The organism is Massilia sp. BKSP1R2A-1 (genome assembly GCF_050586525.1).
GTDB lineage: Bacteria > Pseudomonadota > Gammaproteobacteria > Burkholderiales > Burkholderiaceae_D > Telluria.
Genome location: NZ_JBOBRE010000005.1, coordinates 286,851 through 304,206 on the forward strand (window position 1 = coordinate 286,851; position 17,356 = coordinate 304,206).

13 protein-coding genes and 1 tRNA gene are annotated in these 17,356 nt (G+C 65.3%); 6 read left to right on the forward strand and 8 right to left on the reverse strand.

Annotated features, from left to right (window positions below; genetic code table 11):
* Positions 1-111 precede the first annotated feature (111 nt).
* The 7 genes from lon to ACQ7JA_RS10520 all read right to left on the reverse strand — a co-directional run bounded on the left by lon (position 112) and on the right by ACQ7JA_RS10520 (position 11,018).
* A complete protein-coding gene (gene lon / locus ACQ7JA_RS10490; protein ID WP_430897307.1) occupies positions 112-2,526 on the reverse strand; it encodes an endopeptidase La in 2,415 nt (804 codons plus the stop codon).
* Between the two features lie 269 nt (positions 2,527-2,795).
* Positions 2,796-4,064 (reverse strand): ATP-dependent Clp protease ATP-binding subunit ClpX, encoded by a 1,269-nt coding sequence (gene clpX / locus ACQ7JA_RS10495; RefSeq protein WP_430897309.1) that lies wholly within the window; start codon positions 4,062-4,064, stop codon positions 2,796-2,798.
* 173 nt (positions 4,065-4,237) lie between these two features.
* Positions 4,238-4,855, reverse strand: a complete 618-nt coding sequence (gene clpP, locus ACQ7JA_RS10500) for an ATP-dependent Clp endopeptidase proteolytic subunit ClpP (protein ID WP_159696901.1) — start codon at positions 4,853-4,855, stop codon at positions 4,238-4,240.
* A 185-nt stretch (positions 4,856-5,040) separates the two neighbouring features.
* Entirely contained in the window at positions 5,041-6,381 is a 1,341-nt protein-coding gene (tig, locus tag ACQ7JA_RS10505) for a trigger factor (protein ID WP_430897311.1), read from the reverse strand.
* A 31-nt stretch (positions 6,382-6,412) separates the two neighbouring features.
* Positions 6,413-6,499, reverse strand: a tRNA-Leu gene (locus ACQ7JA_RS10510).
* Between the two features lie 251 nt (positions 6,500-6,750).
* Positions 6,751-9,852 carry an efflux RND transporter permease subunit gene (locus tag ACQ7JA_RS10515; RefSeq protein ID WP_430897313.1) on the reverse strand — a complete coding sequence of 1,034 codons (3,102 nt, stop codon included), beginning with the start codon at positions 9,850-9,852 and terminating at the stop codon, positions 6,751-6,753.
* Positions 9,849-11,018, reverse strand: coding sequence for an efflux RND transporter periplasmic adaptor subunit (locus ACQ7JA_RS10520; RefSeq protein WP_430897315.1), 1,170 nt, complete (start codon positions 11,016-11,018; stop codon positions 9,849-9,851). The genes ACQ7JA_RS10515 and ACQ7JA_RS10520 overlap by 4 nt, the downstream gene beginning before the upstream one ends.
* A 104-nt stretch (positions 11,019-11,122) precedes the next feature.
* On the opposite strand from ACQ7JA_RS10520, the gene hpnC reads away from it, so the two are divergent.
* The 6 genes from hpnC to ACQ7JA_RS10550 all read left to right on the forward strand — a co-directional run bounded on the left by hpnC (position 11,123) and on the right by ACQ7JA_RS10550 (position 16,092).
* Positions 11,123-11,932 carry a squalene synthase HpnC gene (gene hpnC / locus ACQ7JA_RS10525; protein WP_430897317.1) on the forward strand — a complete coding sequence of 270 codons (810 nt, stop codon included), beginning with the start codon at positions 11,123-11,125 and terminating at the stop codon, positions 11,930-11,932.
* Positions 11,933-12,026: 94 nt separating this feature from the next.
* Entirely contained in the window at positions 12,027-12,860 is an 834-nt protein-coding gene (hpnD, locus tag ACQ7JA_RS10530) for a presqualene diphosphate synthase HpnD (RefSeq protein WP_430897319.1), read from the forward strand.
* Positions 12,847-14,262 carry a hydroxysqualene dehydroxylase HpnE gene (gene hpnE / locus ACQ7JA_RS10535; RefSeq protein ID WP_430897321.1) on the forward strand — a complete coding sequence of 472 codons (1,416 nt, stop codon included), beginning with the start codon at positions 12,847-12,849 and terminating at the stop codon, positions 14,260-14,262. The genes hpnD and hpnE overlap by 14 nt, the downstream gene beginning before the upstream one ends.
* A gap of 40 nt (positions 14,263-14,302) precedes the next feature.
* Entirely contained in the window at positions 14,303-14,455 is a 153-nt protein-coding gene (locus ACQ7JA_RS10540) for a hypothetical protein (RefSeq protein ID WP_430897323.1), read from the forward strand.
* A gap of 31 nt (positions 14,456-14,486) precedes the next feature.
* A complete protein-coding gene (locus ACQ7JA_RS10545; RefSeq protein WP_430897325.1) occupies positions 14,487-15,284 on the forward strand; it encodes a DUF1700 domain-containing protein in 798 nt (265 codons plus the stop codon).
* Position 15,285: 1 nt separating this feature from the next.
* Entirely contained in the window at positions 15,286-16,092 is an 807-nt protein-coding gene (locus tag ACQ7JA_RS10550) for a GIN domain-containing protein (protein WP_430897327.1), read from the forward strand.
* On the opposite strand, the gene ACQ7JA_RS10555 is transcribed toward ACQ7JA_RS10550, so the two are convergent.
* Positions 16,076-17,326, reverse strand: coding sequence for a TIGR03862 family flavoprotein (locus ACQ7JA_RS10555; protein WP_430897329.1), 1,251 nt, complete (start codon positions 17,324-17,326; stop codon positions 16,076-16,078). The genes ACQ7JA_RS10550 and ACQ7JA_RS10555 overlap by 17 nt on opposite strands.
* Positions 17,327-17,356: the final 30 nt, after the last annotated feature.

Below are 17,356 nucleotides of genomic sequence, written 5' to 3' on the forward strand. Positions count from 1 at the left end.
GGTATGTCAAGCAACACGCGTCGAGGGTGGCGTCGGGTTGTACCCATGCCTCGCAGGGTGGAAGAAAAACAGGCGCCCGAGGGCGCCTGTTTGGTGAAGCGTGTCAGCGGTTCAGTGCTTGACCACGTCGGTCGAGCCGTCCGCAGCCGCACCTGCGGCCGGCGCCACGGCAACGCTTGCCGGCACGTCAGCCAGGGCCTCCGGCTGGCGCTCCAGCGCCACTTCGAGCACCTTCTCGATCCAGCGCACCGGCACGATCTCGAGCTTGTTCTTGACGTTGTCCGGAATGTCGGCCAGGTCCTTCACGTTCTGCTCGGGGATCAGGACCGTCTTGATGCCGCCGCGATGCGCCGCCAGCAGCTTCTCCTTCAGGCCGCCAATCGGCAGGACTTCGCCGCGCAGCGTGATCTCGCCCGTCATCGCCACGTCGGCGCGCACCGGGATGCCGGTGAAGGCCGAGACCAGGGCGGTGGTCATGCCGATACCGGCCGACGGACCATCCTTCGGCGTCGCGCCTTCCGGCACGTGGATGTGGATGTCGGTCTTCTCGAAGGTCTCCGCCTTGATGCCGAAGCGCTGTGCGCGCGAACGGACCACGGTGCGGGCCGCTTCGATCGATTCCTTCATCACGTCGCCCAGGGTGCCGGTGCGGATGATGGCGCCCTTGCCCGGCACGTTGACGGCTTCGATCGTGAGCAGGTCGCCGCCGACTTCGGTCCAGGCCAGACCCACCACCTGGCCGATCTGGTTTTCCTTCTCGGCCACGCCGAAGTCGTAGCGGCGCACGCCCAGGAATTTATCCAGATTCTTGGCGTTGACCAGGATGCGCTTCTCGGATTTCGTCAGCAGCAGCATCTTGACGACCTTGCGGCAGATCTTCGAGATCTCGCGCTCGAGCGAACGCACGCCCGCTTCACGGGTGTAGTAGCGGATGATGTCGCGGATCGCCGATTCCTCGACCTTGATCTCGCCTTCCTTCAGGCCATTGTTCTTGATCTGCTTCGGCAGCAGGTAGCGCTGCGCGATGCTGGTCTTCTCGTCTTCGGTGTAACCCGACAGGCGGATCACTTCCATCCGGTCCAGCAGCGCCGGCGGGATGTTGAAGGAGTTCGAGGTCGCCACGAACATCACGTCCGACAGGTCGAAGTCGACTTCGACGTAGTGGTCGCTGAAGGTGTGGTTCTGCGCCGGGTCCAGCACCTCGAGCAACGCCGAGCTCGGATCGCCGCGGAAGTCCGCGCCCATCTTGTCGATCTCGTCGAGCAGGAACAGCGGGTTGCGCACGCCGACCTTGGCCAGCGACTGCAGCACCTTGCCCGGCATCGAGCCGATATAGGTACGGCGGTGGCCGCGGATCTCGGCCTCGTCGCGCACGCCGCCGAGCGCCATGCGCACGTACTTGCGGTTGGTGGCGCGGGCGATCGATTCGCCCAGCGAGGTCTTACCCACGCCCGGAGGACCGACGAAGCACAGGATCGGGGCCTTCAGCTTGTCGACACGCTGTTGCACCGCGAGGTACTCGAGGATGCGTTCCTTGATCTTGTCGAGGCCGTAGTGGTCGGCTTCCAGCACTTGCTGGGCCTTTTCCAGGTCAATGGTGACCTTGGACTTTTTCTTCCACGGCAGACCGACCAGGGTGTCGATGTAGTTGCGCACGACGGTGGCTTCGGCCGACATCGGCGACATCAGCTTGAGCTTCTTGATCTCGGCCTGCGCCTTTTCCAGGGCCTCCTTCGGCATCTTGGCGGCGATCACCTTCTTCTCGAGCTCTTCGATGTCGGCGCCTTCTTCGCCTTCACCCAGCTCTTTCTGGATGGCCTTGACCTGTTCGTTCAGGTAGTACTCGCGCTGCGATTTTTCCATCTGGCGCTTGACGCGGCCGCGGATGCGCTTCTCGACCTGCAGGATGTCGAGTTCGCCTTCGAGCTGGCCGAGCAGGTGCTCGAGGCGCTTGGCGACGTTGAAGATCTCGAGGATGACCTGCTTCTGCTCGAGCTTGAGCGGCAGATGCGCGGCGACGGTGTCGGCCAGGCGGCCGGCGTCGTCGATGCCCGCCAGCGAGGCGAGGATCTCCGGCGGGATCTTCTTGTTGAGTTTGACGTACTGGTCGAACTGCTGGACGATGGCGCGGCGCATGGCCTCGACTTCGGAATCGTCGCCGATTTCCGACGCCACCGGGGTCAGCTCGGCGGTGAAGTGGGTCGCGCCATCGGTGATGTGGTCGATGCGCGCGCGCTGGGCGCCCTCCACCAGCACCTTCACGGTGCCGTCGGGGAGCTTGAGCATCTGCAGAATATTGGCCACGCAGCCGATCTCGTAGATGTCTGCGGCGGATGGTTCGTCCTTGGCGGCGGCCTTCTGGGCGGCCAGCATGATGCTCTTGCCCTGCTCCATCGCGGCTTCCAGGGCCTTGATGGATTTCGGACGGCCGACGAACAGAGGTATCACCATATGCGGGAACACGACCACGTCGCGCAGCGGCAGGAGGGGCAGCGTCGTTTGCTCGGTTAATTTCGAAGTTGTCATGGCGTACCTTATAAAAGCGTGTTGCTGAACTTGGGCGCTCGCAGCCTGAATCTCAAGACCGCTGCGAAAATATTTTCTTCAAGTAAAAGAATACCAATTTCCAGAAAATATACCCGTTCCAATAAAAATCGCATTTTCAAAAGAAAAAGCCACCGCACGAGCGAACCCGCGAGTGGCTTTTCGATTGAAGCCTACGTCTTTTATTGAAGTAAATTGTACCTTCAAGAATCCGTACGGCAAGACTTTTGTTGCAAGCGCGCAGGGCTTTTTTAATTTTCCCCGGAAGCTTTTGGCGTTTCGCTGTAAATCAGCAAAGGTTTTGCGCCATTCGTGATCGTATTTTCATCAACAACGACCTTCACGACGTTTTGCTGGCTTGGCAGCTCGTACATCACGTCCAGCAGCGCGTGCTCGAGGATCGAGCGCAGGCCGCGGGCGCCGGTCTTGCGGGCCAGGGCCTTGCGCGCGATCGCGTGCAGGGCCGCAGGACGTATTTCGAGTTCGGCGCCTTCCATTTCAAGCAGCTTCGAGTATTGCTTGATCAAAGCATTCTTGGGCTCGATCAGGATCTGGATCAGCGCCTCTTCGGTCAGCTCGTTCAGGGTGGCGACGACCGGCAGGCGGCCGACCAGCTCGGGAATCAGGCCGAACTTGATCAGGTCTTCCGGCTCGGCGTCCATCATGATCTCGCTGGCCGCGCGCTGGGTCTGGCTCTTGACCGTGGCCGCGAAGCCGATGCCGCTCTTTTCCGAACGGTTCTGGATGATCTTCGCCAGGCCGTCGAAAGCGCCGCCGCAGATGAACATGATGTTGGTCGTGTCGATCTGGACGAAATCCTGGTTCGGATGCTTGCGGCCGCCCTGCGGAGGCACCGAGGCCATGGTGCCCTCGATCAGCTTCAGCAGCGCCTGCTGCACGCCCTCGCCCGAGACGTCGCGGGTGATCGACGGGTTGTCGGACTTGCGCGAGATCTTGTCGATCTCGTCGATGTAAACGATGCCGCGCTGGGCCTTCTCGACTTCGTAGTTGCAGCTTTGCAGCAGCTTCTGGATGATGTTCTCGACGTCCTCGCCGACATAGCCGGCTTCGGTCAGCGTGGTCGCGTCGGCGATCACGAAGGGAACGTTGAGCATGCGCGCCAGGGTCTGGGCCAGCAGGGTCTTGCCGGAACCGGTCGGGCCGACGAGCAGGATGTTGCTCTTGGCCAGTTCGACGTCGTCCTTCTTGCCCAGGTGCTTGAGGCGCTTGTAATGGTTGTACACCGCCACCGACAGGATGCGCTTGGCCGTCTGCTGGCCGATCACGTACTGGTCGAGCAGTTCGGTGATTTCGTGCGGCGTCGGCAGGTCGGACTTCGCGCCCGCCACCGACTCGACGTTGGAGGTCTCGTCGCGGATGATGTCGTTGCACAAATCGATGCACTCATCGCAGATGAACACCGACGGGCCCGCGATCAGCTTTTTGACTTCGTGCTGGCTTTTTCCGCAGAAAGAGCAGTACAGAAGTTTTTCGCCGCTGGAGGATTTTTTGTCAGACATGGGGCAGGTTATCTAATAAGTTGCTTGAATATAACGCTAATACGAGCACGCAACAAGTGCGCACACGAACATGCTACCCGAAATAAAAACGAAACGCCCGAACACGTTTTGCGCCCGGGCGTTTTTTGGCAACACCTTTGACGGCGTCGCAACGCTGTGCCGAATAGTCTGCGTTATGCGCGGTTGGTCAGCACGCGGTCGATCATGCCGTACTCGACGGCCTCTTCCGCCGACATGAAGCGGTCGCGGTCGGTGTCGCGGTGGATCTGCTCGATGCTCTGGCCGGTGTTGTCGGCCATGATGCGCGCCAGGCGCTCACGCAGGTACAGGATTTCCTTGGCCTGGATCTCGATGTCCGAAGCCATGCCCTGGGAACCGCCGGACGGCTGGTGGATCATCACGCGCGAGTTCGGCAGCGAGAAACGCTTGCCCTTGGCGCCGGCGGCCAGCAGGAAGGCGCCCATCGAAGCAGCCAGGCCGGTGCACAGGGTGGAGACGTCCGGCTTGATGAAGTTCATCGTGTCGAAGATCGCCAGGCCCGCCGAGACCGAACCGCCCGGCGAGTTGATGTACAGCGAGATGTCCTTGTCCGGATTCTCGCTCTCCAGGAACAGCAGCTGGGCCACGATGAGGTTGGCCATCTGGTCGTTGACAGGGCCGACCAGGAAGATCACGCGCTCTTTGAGGAGGCGCGAGTAGATGTCATAGGCGCGCTCGCCGCGGCCGCTCTGTTCGACCACCATCGGCACGAGGCCGAGTGCTTGGGTATCCAATGCCGGATTACGAATCATACCTGTCTCGTTCCTTGTAAAAATGGGTTGAGAAAAACCAAGCTACAGACACGTAGGGTGGGCGGCTCCGCCGCCCACGCGTTCAATCCGACGATGCGATTCGACGCCGCATCCTTCAGCTGAACGCGTGGGCAGGAGACCTGCCCACCCTACGATAAACCGGATCCCTCACGGGATGGGTTTTCTTAACCCTGTGGGTTGCCACCCATCAGTTCATCGAAAGCGATTGTCTTGGTGCCGACCTTCGCCTTGCCGAGGACATAGTTAACGACGTTTTCTTCCAATACAAGAGCCTCCACTTCGGCCAGGCGGCGACGGTCGCTGTAATAGTACTTCAGGACTTCTTTCGGGTCTTCGTAGCTCTGCGAGAAGTCTTCGATCTGGGCTTTCACCTGGTCCTGGGTCGCTTCCAGCTTGTTGTCAGCCACCAGCTGCGACAGGATCAGGCCCAGGCGCACGCGGCGCTCGGCCTTGTCGGCGAACATCTCGGCCGGGAACGGCATCGCCTTGACATCCATGCCACGCTGCATCATGTCCTGGCGGGTCATCTCGGCCAGGCGCTCCGAATCCTGCTGGATCATTGCCTTCGGCACTTCCAGCTCGGTCGACTTGACCAGGGCGTCCATCACGGCGTCCTTGTTGCGGGCCTTGATGCGGGCGTTGACTTCACGCTCCAGGTTGGTCTTGATGTCGGCGCGCATCTTCTCGATGGAACCGTCTTCGATGCCCAGCGACTTGGCGAACTCGGCGTCGACTTCCGGCATGTGCGCCCACTCGAGGTTCTTCAGGGTGATGGTGAACTCGGCGGTCTTGCCGGCCACATCTTTACCATGGTAGTCCTCTGGGAAAGGCAGCGGGAAGGTCTTGCTCTCGCCGACTTTCAGGCCGACGGTCGCGGCTTCGAATTCCGGCAGCATGCGGCCTTCGCCCAGCACGAAGGGGTAGTTTTCGGCCTTGCCGCCGGCGAATTCCTCGCCGTCGATCTTGCCGACGAAGTCGACGGTCACGCGGTCGCCGTTGGCAGCCACGGCTTCGCCGCCGGTGCCGTGCTCGCCTGCCTCACCCTTGGTGTGGTAGTGCACGCGCTGCTTGCGCAGGATGTCGATGGTCTTGTCGATTTCAGCGTCCGACACCTCGGCCGACACGGTTTCGATGTCCACGTTGGCCAGGTCGCCGATCACGACGTCCGGGTAGACTTCGAAGGTCGCGTCGAAGGCCAGCGTGCCTTCCGGCGCATCCTGCTTCGGTTCGATTTTCGGGAAGCCGGCAACGCGCAGCTGGTTCTCGTTGGCTGCTGCGTTGAACGCGCGGCCGACCTTGTCGTTCAGCACGTCCGATTCGATCTGGTAGCCGTATTGCGCCGCGACCATCTTGAGCGGCACCTTGCCCGGACGGAAGCCCGGAGCCTTTGCCGTCTTGGCCTGCTGCTTGAGGCGCTTTTCGACCTCCGTACGGACGTCAGCTACCGGAAAAGAGATCGTCAAGCGACGCTCGAGTTTACCCAGGGTTTCGACTGCAGTTGCCATTATAAAAATCGTCCAAAAAAATAATTATTCGTGGTGCGAGGAGGGGGACTCGAACCCCCACACCATTGCTGGCGTCAGGACCTAAACCTGGTGCGTCTACCAATTTCGCCATCCTCGCGCAGGATTGCATTTTCTGCCACAAAAACAAAGGGCGCCCGACAGTGAAACCGGCCGCCCTGCACTCCTCTGTTTAGGGGCTACAACTTCAAACGAATATTTTACTGGATTTTCTGTCACTATTGGGCGTTTTTTGCTGGGCGTGCCGGAGCTCAGGCTCATCTATATAGGTGGGGAGTGGCTTATCCATATGCATGGTCTGGCTGGACGCTTGGGCGCGGGAGCGCCCAAGCGTCCAACTACCCGGCCCAATCACGCGACCTTGGCCCCAACCGGCTTCTTCACCCGGAACCACGCCGCATACAACGCCGGCAGGAACAGCAGGGTCAGGGCCGTCGCCACCAGCAGGCCGCCCATGATCGCCACCGCCATCGGCCCCCAGAACACCGAGCGCGACAGCGGGATCATGGCCAGCGCCGCGGCGGCCGCCGTCAGCAGGATCGGGCGGCAGCGGCGTACCGCCGCCTCGACGATCGCATCCCAGGCTTCCGCCCCGGCCGCGATGTCCTGCTCGATCTGGTCCACCAGGATGACCGAATTGCGGATGATCATGCCGAACAGGGCGATCACGCCCAGGTTGGCGACGAAGCCGAAGGGACGGTCGAACACCAGGAGGGCCATGGCGGCGCCGGCGATGCCCAGCGGCCCGGTGAGGAAGACCAGCAGCGCGCGCGAGAAGCTGTGCAGCTGCAGCATCAAGAGGGTGAACACGATGAACAGCACCAGCGGCACGTTCGCCATGATCGAGGCTTCCGCATCCGAGCTGTCGGCCGCGGCGCCTTCCACCTTGACGCGGTAGCCGGCCGGCAGCTTGGCCCGTATGTCGGCGAGCTTTTCGTCGACCTGGGCGGTGACGGTCGGCCCCTGGAGGCCGGCGACGACGTCGGACTGGACCATGATCGCCCACTCGCGCCCTTCGCGCCAGACCACGCCCGGCTCCCACACGAACTGCACCCGCGCCACCTGCCCGATCGGCACGGCGCCGCCGCCGCTGGTGGGCACCAGGGCTTCGGACAGACGGGTGATGGTCGAGCGCTCCTCGACCGGCTGGCGCACCACGATGTCGATCAGGCGGTTGGTTTCGCGGAACTGGCCCACCGGGGTGCCGGTAAGCGTCGTGTTCACCACGCGGCGCACCGCCTGCGAGGTCACGCCCAGCGCGCGCAGCTTGTCCTGGTCGAGGTCCAGGCGCAGCACCTTGACCGCCTCGTTCCAGTTGTCGTTCACACCGACGGTGTTCTGGTTGGCGCGCATGACGTCCTTGACCCCGTCGGCCACCTTGCGCACGATGCCGATGTCCGGGCCCAGCACCTGGAACTGCACCGGATAGGCCACCGGCGGACCGTTGGCCAGCAGCTTCACGCGGCCGCGCACCTCGGGAAAATCGTTGCGGAAGGCTTCCTCGATGGTCAGGCGCAGCCTGTCGCGCGCCTTGGCGTCGACGGGCAGCACGACCAGCTGCGACACGTTCGACTGCGGGAAGATCTGGTCCAGCGGCAGGTAGAAGCGCGGGCTGCCGGTGCCGACATAGCTCGTCACGCTCTGCACGCCCTGCTGCTTCGCAAGGAAGGCCTCGAAGCGCTTCACGGTCGCCTCGTTGGCAGTGAAACTGGTGCCTTCGGGCGACCACATCTCGACCATCAGCTCGGGACGGCTGGAATCGGGGAAGAACTGCTTCTCGATGAAGTTGAAGCCGAAGACGCCCAGCGCGAACACGCCCAGGCTCAGCACGATGGTGGTCTTGCGCCATTCGACGCAGCGGTCGACCAGGCGGCGGAAGCGCTCGTAGGCCGGGCTGTCGAACACGTCGTGCGAGGATTCCCCTTGGGCGTGCGGCTTCACCTTCAGCAGCACGTAGCCGATATAGGGCGTGAACACCACCGCCGCCACCCAGGAAATGAGCAGGGCCAGCGCGTTCACCGAGAACATCGTGAAGGTGTATTCGCCGGCCGCCGACTTGGCCAGGCCGATCGGCAGGAAGCCGGCCGCCGTGATCAGGGTCCCCGTCAGCATCGGGATCGCCGTGGAAGTGTAGGCGAAGGTGGCGGCCTCGAAGCGCGACATGCCCTCCTCCATCTTCCGCACCATCATCTCGACCGCGATGATGGCGTCGTCCACCAGCAGGCCCAGGGCGATGATCAGGGCGCCCAGCGAAATCTTGTGCAGCGAGATGTCGAACACCCGCATGAAGAGGAAGGTGATCGCCAGCACCAGCGGAATGGTCAGGGCCACCACCAGGCCCGGCCGCACGTCGATGCGCAGCTTCGGCTTGGTGTGCAGGCCCAGCGCGATGAAGGACACGGCCAGCACGATGATGACCGCCTCGGCCAGCACCTTGACGAACTCGTTGACCGAGGCCGTGACGGCCTGCGGCTGGTTGGCCACCCTTTCCAGTTCGATGCCGACCGGGAGCTGGGCGCGGACCGACTTCACCGTCGCGTCCAGCCCCTCGCCCAGCTTGATGATGTTGCCGCCCTTCTCCATCGACACGCCCAGGCCGATCACTTCCTTGCCGTTATAGCGCATCTTGTCCTGCGGCGGATCCTGGTAGCCGCGCTTGACGACGGCAAAGTCGCCCAGGCGGAAGGTTGTGTTCCCGGCGCGCAGCTGGAGGTTTTCCAGCAGCTCGGTGGTCTTCAATGCTCCCGTCACGCGCACCTGCAGGTTGTCGGTCGGCGTCACCAGGACGCCGCTGGCCTCGACCCCGTTCTGGGTCGCGATCTGGTTGACGATCTGCTCGAAGGGCACGCCCAGCTGGGCGAATTTCTTGCTCGAGAACTCGATGTAGACCTTCTCCTGCTGCACGCCGAACTGCTCGACTTTCGAGACCAGCGGCACCTTCAGCAGTTGCTGGCGCACGAAGTCGGCGTAGTCGCGCATCTCGGCCTGGGTGAAGCCGTCGCCGGAGATGGCGAAGATGGAACCGTAGGTGTCGCCGAATTCGTCGTTGAAGAAGGGACCGATCACACCCTGCGGCAAGGTGGCGGCCATGTCGCCGACCTTCTTGCGCACCTGGTACCAGGTCGGCGTCGTCTCCGACGGCGGTGTCGATTCGCGGAGTTCCAGCAAAATGGTGGTTTCTCCCGGCTTCGAGAAACTGCGGATCGTCTTGACATACGGCGTCTCCTGCAGCTTCCGCTCCAGCGGGTCGGTCACCTGCTCGGCCATCTGCACGGCGGTCGCGCCCGGCCACACGGCCTTCACCACCATCGCGCGGAAGGTGAAGGGCGGGTCCTCGTCCTGGCCCAGCTGCTGGTAGCTGAGGATGCCGCCGATCAGGAGGGCCGCGATCAGGTAGCGCGTGAGCGGGATGTGTTCCAGCGCCCAGCGCGACAGGTTGAAGCCCTTGATCATTTAGCGTCCCCCTGCGCGCCGCCCACGGCGGCGGCTTCGGTATCGCCGCGGCGCGCGACGTCGGCCGTCAGGATCTTGACCTTCTGGCCGGGTTTCAACAGGTGCACGCCGGCCGTCACCACGGTCTGCCCCGGCTGCACGCCGCCAGCCAGCAGGATGTCGTTGTCGGCCTGGCCGGCCACCTGCACGCGGCGCAGCTGCACCGCGCCGTTCTCCACGACCCACACGCTGGTTGCGCCCTTGTCCTGCACCAGGGCGGTGAGCGGCACGCGCAGGTGCGAGCCATTACCCTTGCCGCTTGCCGCCATGTCGACGGTGGCCGTCATCCCCAGGCGCACCTCGGGATTGGCGGGAATCGACACCTTCACCGTGTACGTGCGCGTGGCCGGGTCGGCCACCGGCGAGACTTCGCGGATCTTGCCGGAGATGGCTTCGTCGCGATTGGCCCACAGGCGCACCTTGACGTCGCTGGCGTTGCGCAGCTGCCCGACGCGGTCTTCGGGAATGCCGATCACCACTTCCTTCTCGTCGGTACGCGCCACGCGCACCACCGGCGCGCCGGCCGCCACCACCTGGCCGACTTCGGCGTCGACCGCCGTCACCACGCCATTCGTGTCCGACTCCAGGTTGGCATAGCCGGCCTGGTTCGACTGGCCGCGGAAGCCCGCGCGCGCCGCGTCCACGTTCGCCTGGGCCGCGCGCAGGGCCGCCTGCTTGGCGTCCAGCACCGCCTGGCTGACGAAGTTCTGGGCGCGCAGGTTCTGGTGGCGCTTGTAGTCGGCCTGGGCCAGGTCGCGCTCGGTCTCGGCGGCGCGCAGGGTGGCCCGGGCCTGGGCCTCGGCCAGGCGCAGGTCCTGCGGGTCGAGGCGCATCAGGACCTGCCCATCCTTGACGTTGGCGCCCACGTCGACCTTGCGCTCGACGATCTTGCCGCCGACCCGGAAGCCCAGGCGCGACTCGTAGCGCGGACGCACGTCGCCCGAGAACTCGACGCGCTCGGCGCCGTCGCCGGCGGCGAGCTTGACGACGCGGACCGGGCGGATGTCTTCGACCTTGGCTTCGTCCTTGCCGCAGCCTGCCAGCAGCAGGAGCAGGAGGGGCGCGGCGCAGGCGGCGCGGACGAAGCGTTGGGGACGGCGGGAAGCAGAATGCGGGAGAGCGGACACGGGGAATCCTTTGCTGGTGGATTTGCTGCGCTAGGGCATTTGTAATCGAGCAATTATAATCATGGAAAGAGCAAAGAATCTGACTTTAGAGTCAACAGTCAAATATGCCCGTCGAGCATTACGAAAACTTCCCGGTCGCATCCTTCCTGCTGCCGCGCCGCCTGGTGCCGGCCGTCGAAGCCATCTACGCTTTCGCCCGCAGCGCCGACGACATCGCCGACGAGGGCGATGCCCTGCCTGCCGAACGGCTCGCCAGCCTGGAACGCTATGGCCGGGAGCTGGACGCCGTCGAACGCGGCGCCATGTCCGCCGACCCGATGTTCGCGCGCCTGTCCCGCGTGGTCGCCGACTACCGGCTGCCGGTGGCGCCGATGCACGACCTGCTGTCGGCCTTCCGCCAGGACGTGGTCACCACCCGCTATGCCGACTATACGCAATTGCTCGACTATTGCCGGCGCTCGGCCAACCCGGTCGGGCGCCTGATGCTGGAACTGTACGATGCCGTCGACGAGCGCAACCTGCGCGATTCGGACGCGATCTGTACTTCCCTGCAGCTCATTAACTTCTGGCAGGACGTTGCGATCGACCTGGCCAAGGGGCGAATCTATATCCCGCAGGAAGACCTGGAACGGCATGCCGTCCTCGAGACCGAGCTCGGCCGCGATCCTTCCAGCCCTGCCTGGCGCACCCTGATGCGCTTCGAGGTCGAGCGGGCGCGGGCCCTGATGCAGAGCGGCGCACCACTGGCCATGCGCCTGCCGGGACGGGTCGGCTGGGAACTGCGCCTGATGATCCAGGGCGGCCTGCGGATCCTGGAAGCGATCGAGAAGGTCGATTACGACGTCTTCGGCCGCCGCCCCACCCTGCAGCCGGCGGACTGGATCGTCGTCGCCTGGCGCGCCATGAAAATGTAGGGCGGTCGGCTGCGCCGACCACCCTGCGGAACCATGGCATCGGCTAAGATAGCGGATTCGCCACCACGGCAGCAAAACTACAAGCAAGAATCACATGTCCCCCGACGAATACTGCCAGCAAAAGACCGCCCAGAGCGGCTCCAGTTTCTACTACAGCTTCCTGTTCCTGCCGCCAGACCGCCGCCGCGCGATCACCGCGCTGTATGCCTTCTGCCGCGAAGTCGACGACACGGTGGACGAGACCAGCGATGCCTCGGTGGCGCGCATCAAGCTGGCCTGGTGGCGTACCGAGGTGTCGAATATGTACAAGGGTTCGCCAACCCACCCGGTGACCCAGGCCCTGCAGCCGCACGTCGCGGCCTACAATCTGGAAGAACAGCACCTGCAGGCCATCGTCGACGGCATGGAGATGGACCTCGACCAGAGCCGCTACCTCGACTACGCCGGCCTGCAGAAGTACTGCTGGCGCGTGGCGGGCGTGGTCGGCATCCTGTCGGCCAGCATTTTCGGATACAGAAATCCACAAACCCTGGCCTATGCCGAGAAGCTGGGCCTGGCCTTCCAGCTCACCAACATCATCCGCGACGTCGGCGACGACGCCCGCAAGGGCCGCATCTACCTGCCGGTCAACGAGCTGCAGCAGTTCAATGTGACGGCGGCCGACATCCTGAATTTCCGCCACAGCGAGAAATTCGAGGCCCTGATGAAGTTCCAGGCCGAGCGCGCCCAGCGCACCTACGACGAGGCGCTGGCCCTGCTGCCGAAGGAAGACCGCCGCGCCCAGCGCCCGGGGCTCATGATGTCGGCCATCTACCGCACCCTGCTCGACGAGATCCAGCGCGACAACTTCCACGTGCTGAACCAGCGCATCTCGCTGACCCCGCTGCGCAAGCTCTGGCTGGCGTGGAAGACCTATGTCCGCACCTGAAGCAGGGGCAAGGGTCGCCGTCGCCGGCGGCGGCTGGGCCGGCTGCGCCGCTGCCGTCGAGCTGGCGCGCGGCGGCAGCCGGGTCACCCTGGTGGAATCGGCCCGATCGCTGGGCGGACGCGCACGCGGGGTCGAGGTCGGGGGGCACATGCTCGACAACGGCCAGCACATCCTGCTGGGCGCCTACGAAGAGACCCTGCGCCTGCTGGTTGAAGTCGGGATCGATCCCGACGCGGCCCTGCTGCGCCTGCCCGTGCAGATGCGCTACCCTTTCCCCGAACAGAGCGGCGGCATGGATTTCGTCGCGCCGCGCTGGCCCGCGCCCTTCCACCTGCTCGCCGCCCTGCTGCGCGCCAGGGGGCTCGCGCGCGCCGACAAGATGGCCCTGGCGCGCTTCAACAGCGCCGCGAAGTGGATGGGCTGGGTGCTGTACAACGATTGCAGCGTGCGAGAGCTGCTCGAGCGCTTCGGCCAGACCCCGCGCCTGAACCGCCTGCTCTGGCATCCCCTGTGCATCGCGGCCCTGAATACGCCGCCGGAACGCGCGTCCGCCAGGGTGTTCCTGGCCGTGCTGCGCGACAGCCTGGGTGCGCGCCGCCGAGCCGCTTCCGACATGCTGCTGCCGCGCCTCGACATGGGCGCCCTGTTCCCGCAGGCCGCCGCGCGCTACGTGGAACGCCACAGCGGGGGCGTGCGGCTGGGCGTCAAGGCCGAAGCCCTGGTCCGCGGCGAGGATGGCTGGCAGCTGACGCTGAACGGGCAGCCTGAAACGTTCGACGCCGTCGTGCTGGCCACCCCGGCCACCGTCAGCGCGGCCCTCCTGGCGCCGCATCCCGAGGCGGCCGCTCTGAGCGAGCAGCTCGGCGGCTTCGGCTACGAGCCGATCGCCACCTGCTACCTGCAGTACGACCCATCGCTGCGCCTGGACCTGCCCTTCTACGCCCTGCTCGACGATCCGGCCCAGGGCCGCTGGGGCCAGTTCGCCTTCGATCGCGGCCAGCTCGATGCGAAGCAGCCAGGACTGCTGGCCGTGGTGGTCAGTGCGGCCGGCGACGCGGCAGGCCTGGGCCAGGACGCGCTGGCGGCGGCGATTGCCGCCCAGCTGGCGCAGGACCTGCGGCGCCCGGAGCTGGCGGCGCCCCAGTGGAGCCGCGTCATTACGGAGAAGCGCGCGACCTTCTCGTGCACCCCGGGCCTGGAGCGGCCCGGCAACGAAACCGCCCTGCCGGGCGTCTTGCTGGCAGGCGACTACACGGCCAGCGACTACCCCGCCACCCTCGAGACGGCGGTGCGCAGCGGCATCGCGGCGGCGACGGCCATCGCTTCCAGCGACACCCTGACCCGCGAAAAGCGCAGCCTGTCGCACGCCGGTGGCCCCGGGACGTCCACTTCCGTACAGTAGCACCATCGATTACATAGTTTTACGGCACGAAATGGACATCATGAACAAGCTACAACTCGGACTGCGCACCCTGGCCTTGCTGGCCCTGGTCATCGCCAGCACCGCCGTGCTGGTCCATCCGGAGCTGATCGGTGGCTCCAGCGCCGGCACGGCCGTGGCGATCGGCAGCATCCCCGTGGTCGCGCACCACTGACACTCAGGAATCCATAGAAGGTCGGCCGCACATGGGCAAACTGGAATATCTCGACGCGCTCAAGCGGGCCATGCACGGCCTGCCGCCGGAGACGCAGGCCAAGACCCTGGCCTGGTACGAGCAGCGTTTCGTGGACGGCGTGGCGGCTGGCCGTAGCGAGGAAAGCATCGCCGAGGAGCTCGGCGACCCGCGCAAGGTCGCGGTGACCCTGCGCGCCAGCACCCACATGGATGCGTTCACCGCAAAAAAGAACCCGGCCAATGCGCTGCGCCTGCTGGTCTCCAGCGCCGGCCTGATCGTGTTCAACCTCTTCATGGCCATCCCCGCGGCGGTCTACGCGGCCCTGCTGGTAACGGTCTACGCTTGCGCGCTGGGCTTCTACGTGTCCGGCATCGCGATCACGGCCAGCGGCCTGGCCGGCGCCAATGAACTCATCCTGAACAATCCCCTGCACCGCATCGAGCGCATGGAAGACGGCAGCGAACGCCGCACCACCACCAATTCGCGCACCCGGGTCGCGATCGGCGACCAGGGCATCCACGTCTACCAGGAAGACCCGCCCAGCCGCGACGAAGCCGAAGCGGAAGGCGACGGCGAGATGGGCCGGTCCGAGCTCGTCATCCGCCGCGCCGAGAAGGTGGCCGACACCGGCATCCAGATCACGACCGACCTGGACAAGGAATCGCGCACCACCCAGACCATCTTCGGCATGTCCATGGTGTGCGGCGGCATCCTGCTGTTCCTGCTCTCGCTGGTGGTGACCAAGTACACCCTCATCGGCCTGAAGCGCTACCTGCGCATGAACCTGTCGCTCTTGAAGGGGACCTGAGATGCGCACCCTCGTCAAAGTCGGTTTCAGCCTCCTGGTGCTGGCCTTCGTGCTGATCGGCCTGAGCTACGGCATGCTGCGCGCGAACGGCGTGGCCGCGGCGGCCGAGGGCCGCCAGCTGAGCCTTGAAACCCGGGAAGTCCCGGCCGGCATCCAGGCCGTGGACCTGAACGGTCCGATCGACCTGACCCTGCGCTACGGCGCCGCGCCCTCGCTCAAGGTGCGCGGCGAATCGCGCCTGCTGGGCAATGTCGACGTCACCAAGGATGGCGAGGTGCTGCACATCGGCATCCGCGGCATGGTGCTGCGCCACCGCCGGCCGCTCGAGGTCGAACTGGTCCTGCCGGGATTGAACAGCGTGACGGTCGACGGCAGCGGCGAAAGCACAGTCAACGGCTTCTCGGGCGAGCGCATCGAAGTGCGCATGGAAGGCCCGGGCAGCCTGCGCTTCAACGGGCGCTTCCGCCAGGTCACGGCCAGCCTGAGCGGCAGCGGCGAAGTGGACCTGAACGGCGGCTCCGGCATCGAGCGCTTCGAAGCGAGCCTCACCGGCTCGGGCAGCATGACCATCGTCGGCAGCGCCCGCGAACTCGCGGCCAGTGCCAGCGGATCGGGCGACCTCGATGCGCGCCACCTGCGGGCGGAAACGGTAAAGGTGAGCCAGAGCGGTTCGGGCAGCAGCACGGTGCAGGCCCGCAATACGGTCACCGCCTCGGTCTCGGGCAGCGGCGACATCGAAGTGCACGGCAATCCGGGCGAGCGCAGCGTCAGCCGCACCGGCACCGGCAGCGTTACTTTCTCAGAATAGAACCATCGAGCCAGGCCAGCGCGTCGCGCCCCGCGGCGCGGCCGCTGCCGAAGCAGGCAGTGAGCAGGTAGCCGCCGGTCGGGGCTTCCCAGTCCACCATCTCTCCCGCCACGAAGACACCCGGCAGCGCGCGCAGCATGCTGCCCTCCAGGGCTTCGAAGCGCACGCCGCCGGCGCTGCTGATCGCTTCGTCGATCGGGCGCGGTCGTTGCAATTCCAGCGGCAGCGCCTTCAACGCCTGCGCCAGCTTATCCGGATCGTTGTAGTCCTCTTTGGACAGGCACTCGTGCAGCAGACCGGCCTTCACGCCCTTGATGCCGAGCCGGCCCTGCAGGTGGCTCGATAGCGAACGCGAGCCGCGCGGGCGCGTCACTTCTTCCAGCACGCGATGGGCGTCCAGGTCCGGCAGCAGGTCGAGCCAGATCGTGGCGCTGCCATCGTGGGCAATCCGGTCGCGCAGCGGCGCCGAGATCGCGTAGATCAAGCTGCCCTCGACGCCGGTCGCCGTGACGACGAACTGGCCCTGGCGGCGCTGCATCGCGCCCTGGCTGTCCTGCCAGGCGATGGCCACGGTGGTGAGCGGGCTGCCGGCGAATTTCTCGCGCATGTGGGCGCTCCAGTCGACATCGAAGCCGCAGTTCGAGGGCTGCAGGGGCGCCACGTCGACCCCATGTTCGGCCAGCAGCGGCGTCCAGGCGCCATCCGAACCGAGCCGCGCCCAGCTGGCGCCGCCGAGTGCCAGGATCGTGGCGCTTGCTGCGACCAGGATCTCGCCATCCGGCGTCGCGATGCGCAGGCGTCCGTCCTGCCAGCCCAGCCAGCGGTGGCGCTGATGGAAGCGCACGCCCGCTTCGCGCAGGCGGTGCAGCCAGGCGCGCAGCAGCGGCGCGGCTTTCATCTCAAGCGGGAAGACCCGGCCCGAGCTGCCCACGAAGGTATCGATGCCGAGCCCATGGATCCAGTCGCGCACGGCCTGCGGGTCGAAACCGTCCAGCCAGCGTGCGACTTCCCGCTCGCGCGCGCCATAGCGGGCGCGGAAGGCCGCGAGGGGCTCGGAATGGGTGATGTTCATGCCGCCCTTCCCGGCCAGCAGGAATTTACGGCCCACCGATGGCATCGCATCGTAGACGTCGACCTGCACGCCGCCCGCGGCCAGGGTCTCGGCCGCCATCAGGCCGGCGGGGCCGCCGCCGATCACGGCGACACGTTGGGGGTGGCGGGACTGCTGGCTCATCGGCGTTCGTGGGGAGGCAAGGGACCGGCA

Bases quoted from the DNA above. Each gene is read 5' to 3' on its own strand.
- lon (WP_430897307.1), bottom strand. From the start codon at position 2,526: ATGACAACTTCGAAATTAACCGAGCAAACGACGCTGCCCCTCCTGCCG.
- clpX (WP_430897309.1), bottom strand. From the start codon at position 4,064: ATGTCTGACAAAAAATCCTCCAGCGGCGAAAAACTTCTGTACTGCTCT.
- clpP (WP_159696901.1), bottom strand. From the start codon at position 4,855: ATGATTCGTAATCCGGCATTGGATACCCAAGCACTCGGCCTCGTGCCG.
- tig (WP_430897311.1), bottom strand. From the start codon at position 6,381: ATGGCAACTGCAGTCGAAACCCTGGGTAAACTCGAGCGTCGCTTGACG.
- ACQ7JA_RS10515 (WP_430897313.1), bottom strand. From the start codon at position 9,852: ATGATCAAGGGCTTCAACCTGTCGCGCTGGGCGCTGGAACACATCCCG.
- hpnC (WP_430897317.1), top strand. From the start codon at position 11,123: ATGCCCGTCGAGCATTACGAAAACTTCCCGGTCGCATCCTTCCTGCTG.
- hpnD (WP_430897319.1), top strand. From the start codon at position 12,027: ATGTCCCCCGACGAATACTGCCAGCAAAAGACCGCCCAGAGCGGCTCC.
- hpnE (WP_430897321.1), top strand. From the start codon at position 12,847: ATGTCCGCACCTGAAGCAGGGGCAAGGGTCGCCGTCGCCGGCGGCGGC.
- ACQ7JA_RS10540 (WP_430897323.1), top strand. From the start codon at position 14,303: ATGAACAAGCTACAACTCGGACTGCGCACCCTGGCCTTGCTGGCCCTG.
- ACQ7JA_RS10545 (WP_430897325.1), top strand. From the start codon at position 14,487: ATGGGCAAACTGGAATATCTCGACGCGCTCAAGCGGGCCATGCACGGC.
- ACQ7JA_RS10550 (WP_430897327.1), top strand. From the start codon at position 15,286: ATGCGCACCCTCGTCAAAGTCGGTTTCAGCCTCCTGGTGCTGGCCTTC.
- ACQ7JA_RS10555 (WP_430897329.1), bottom strand. From the start codon at position 17,326: ATGAGCCAGCAGTCCCGCCACCCCCAACGTGTCGCCGTGATCGGCGGC.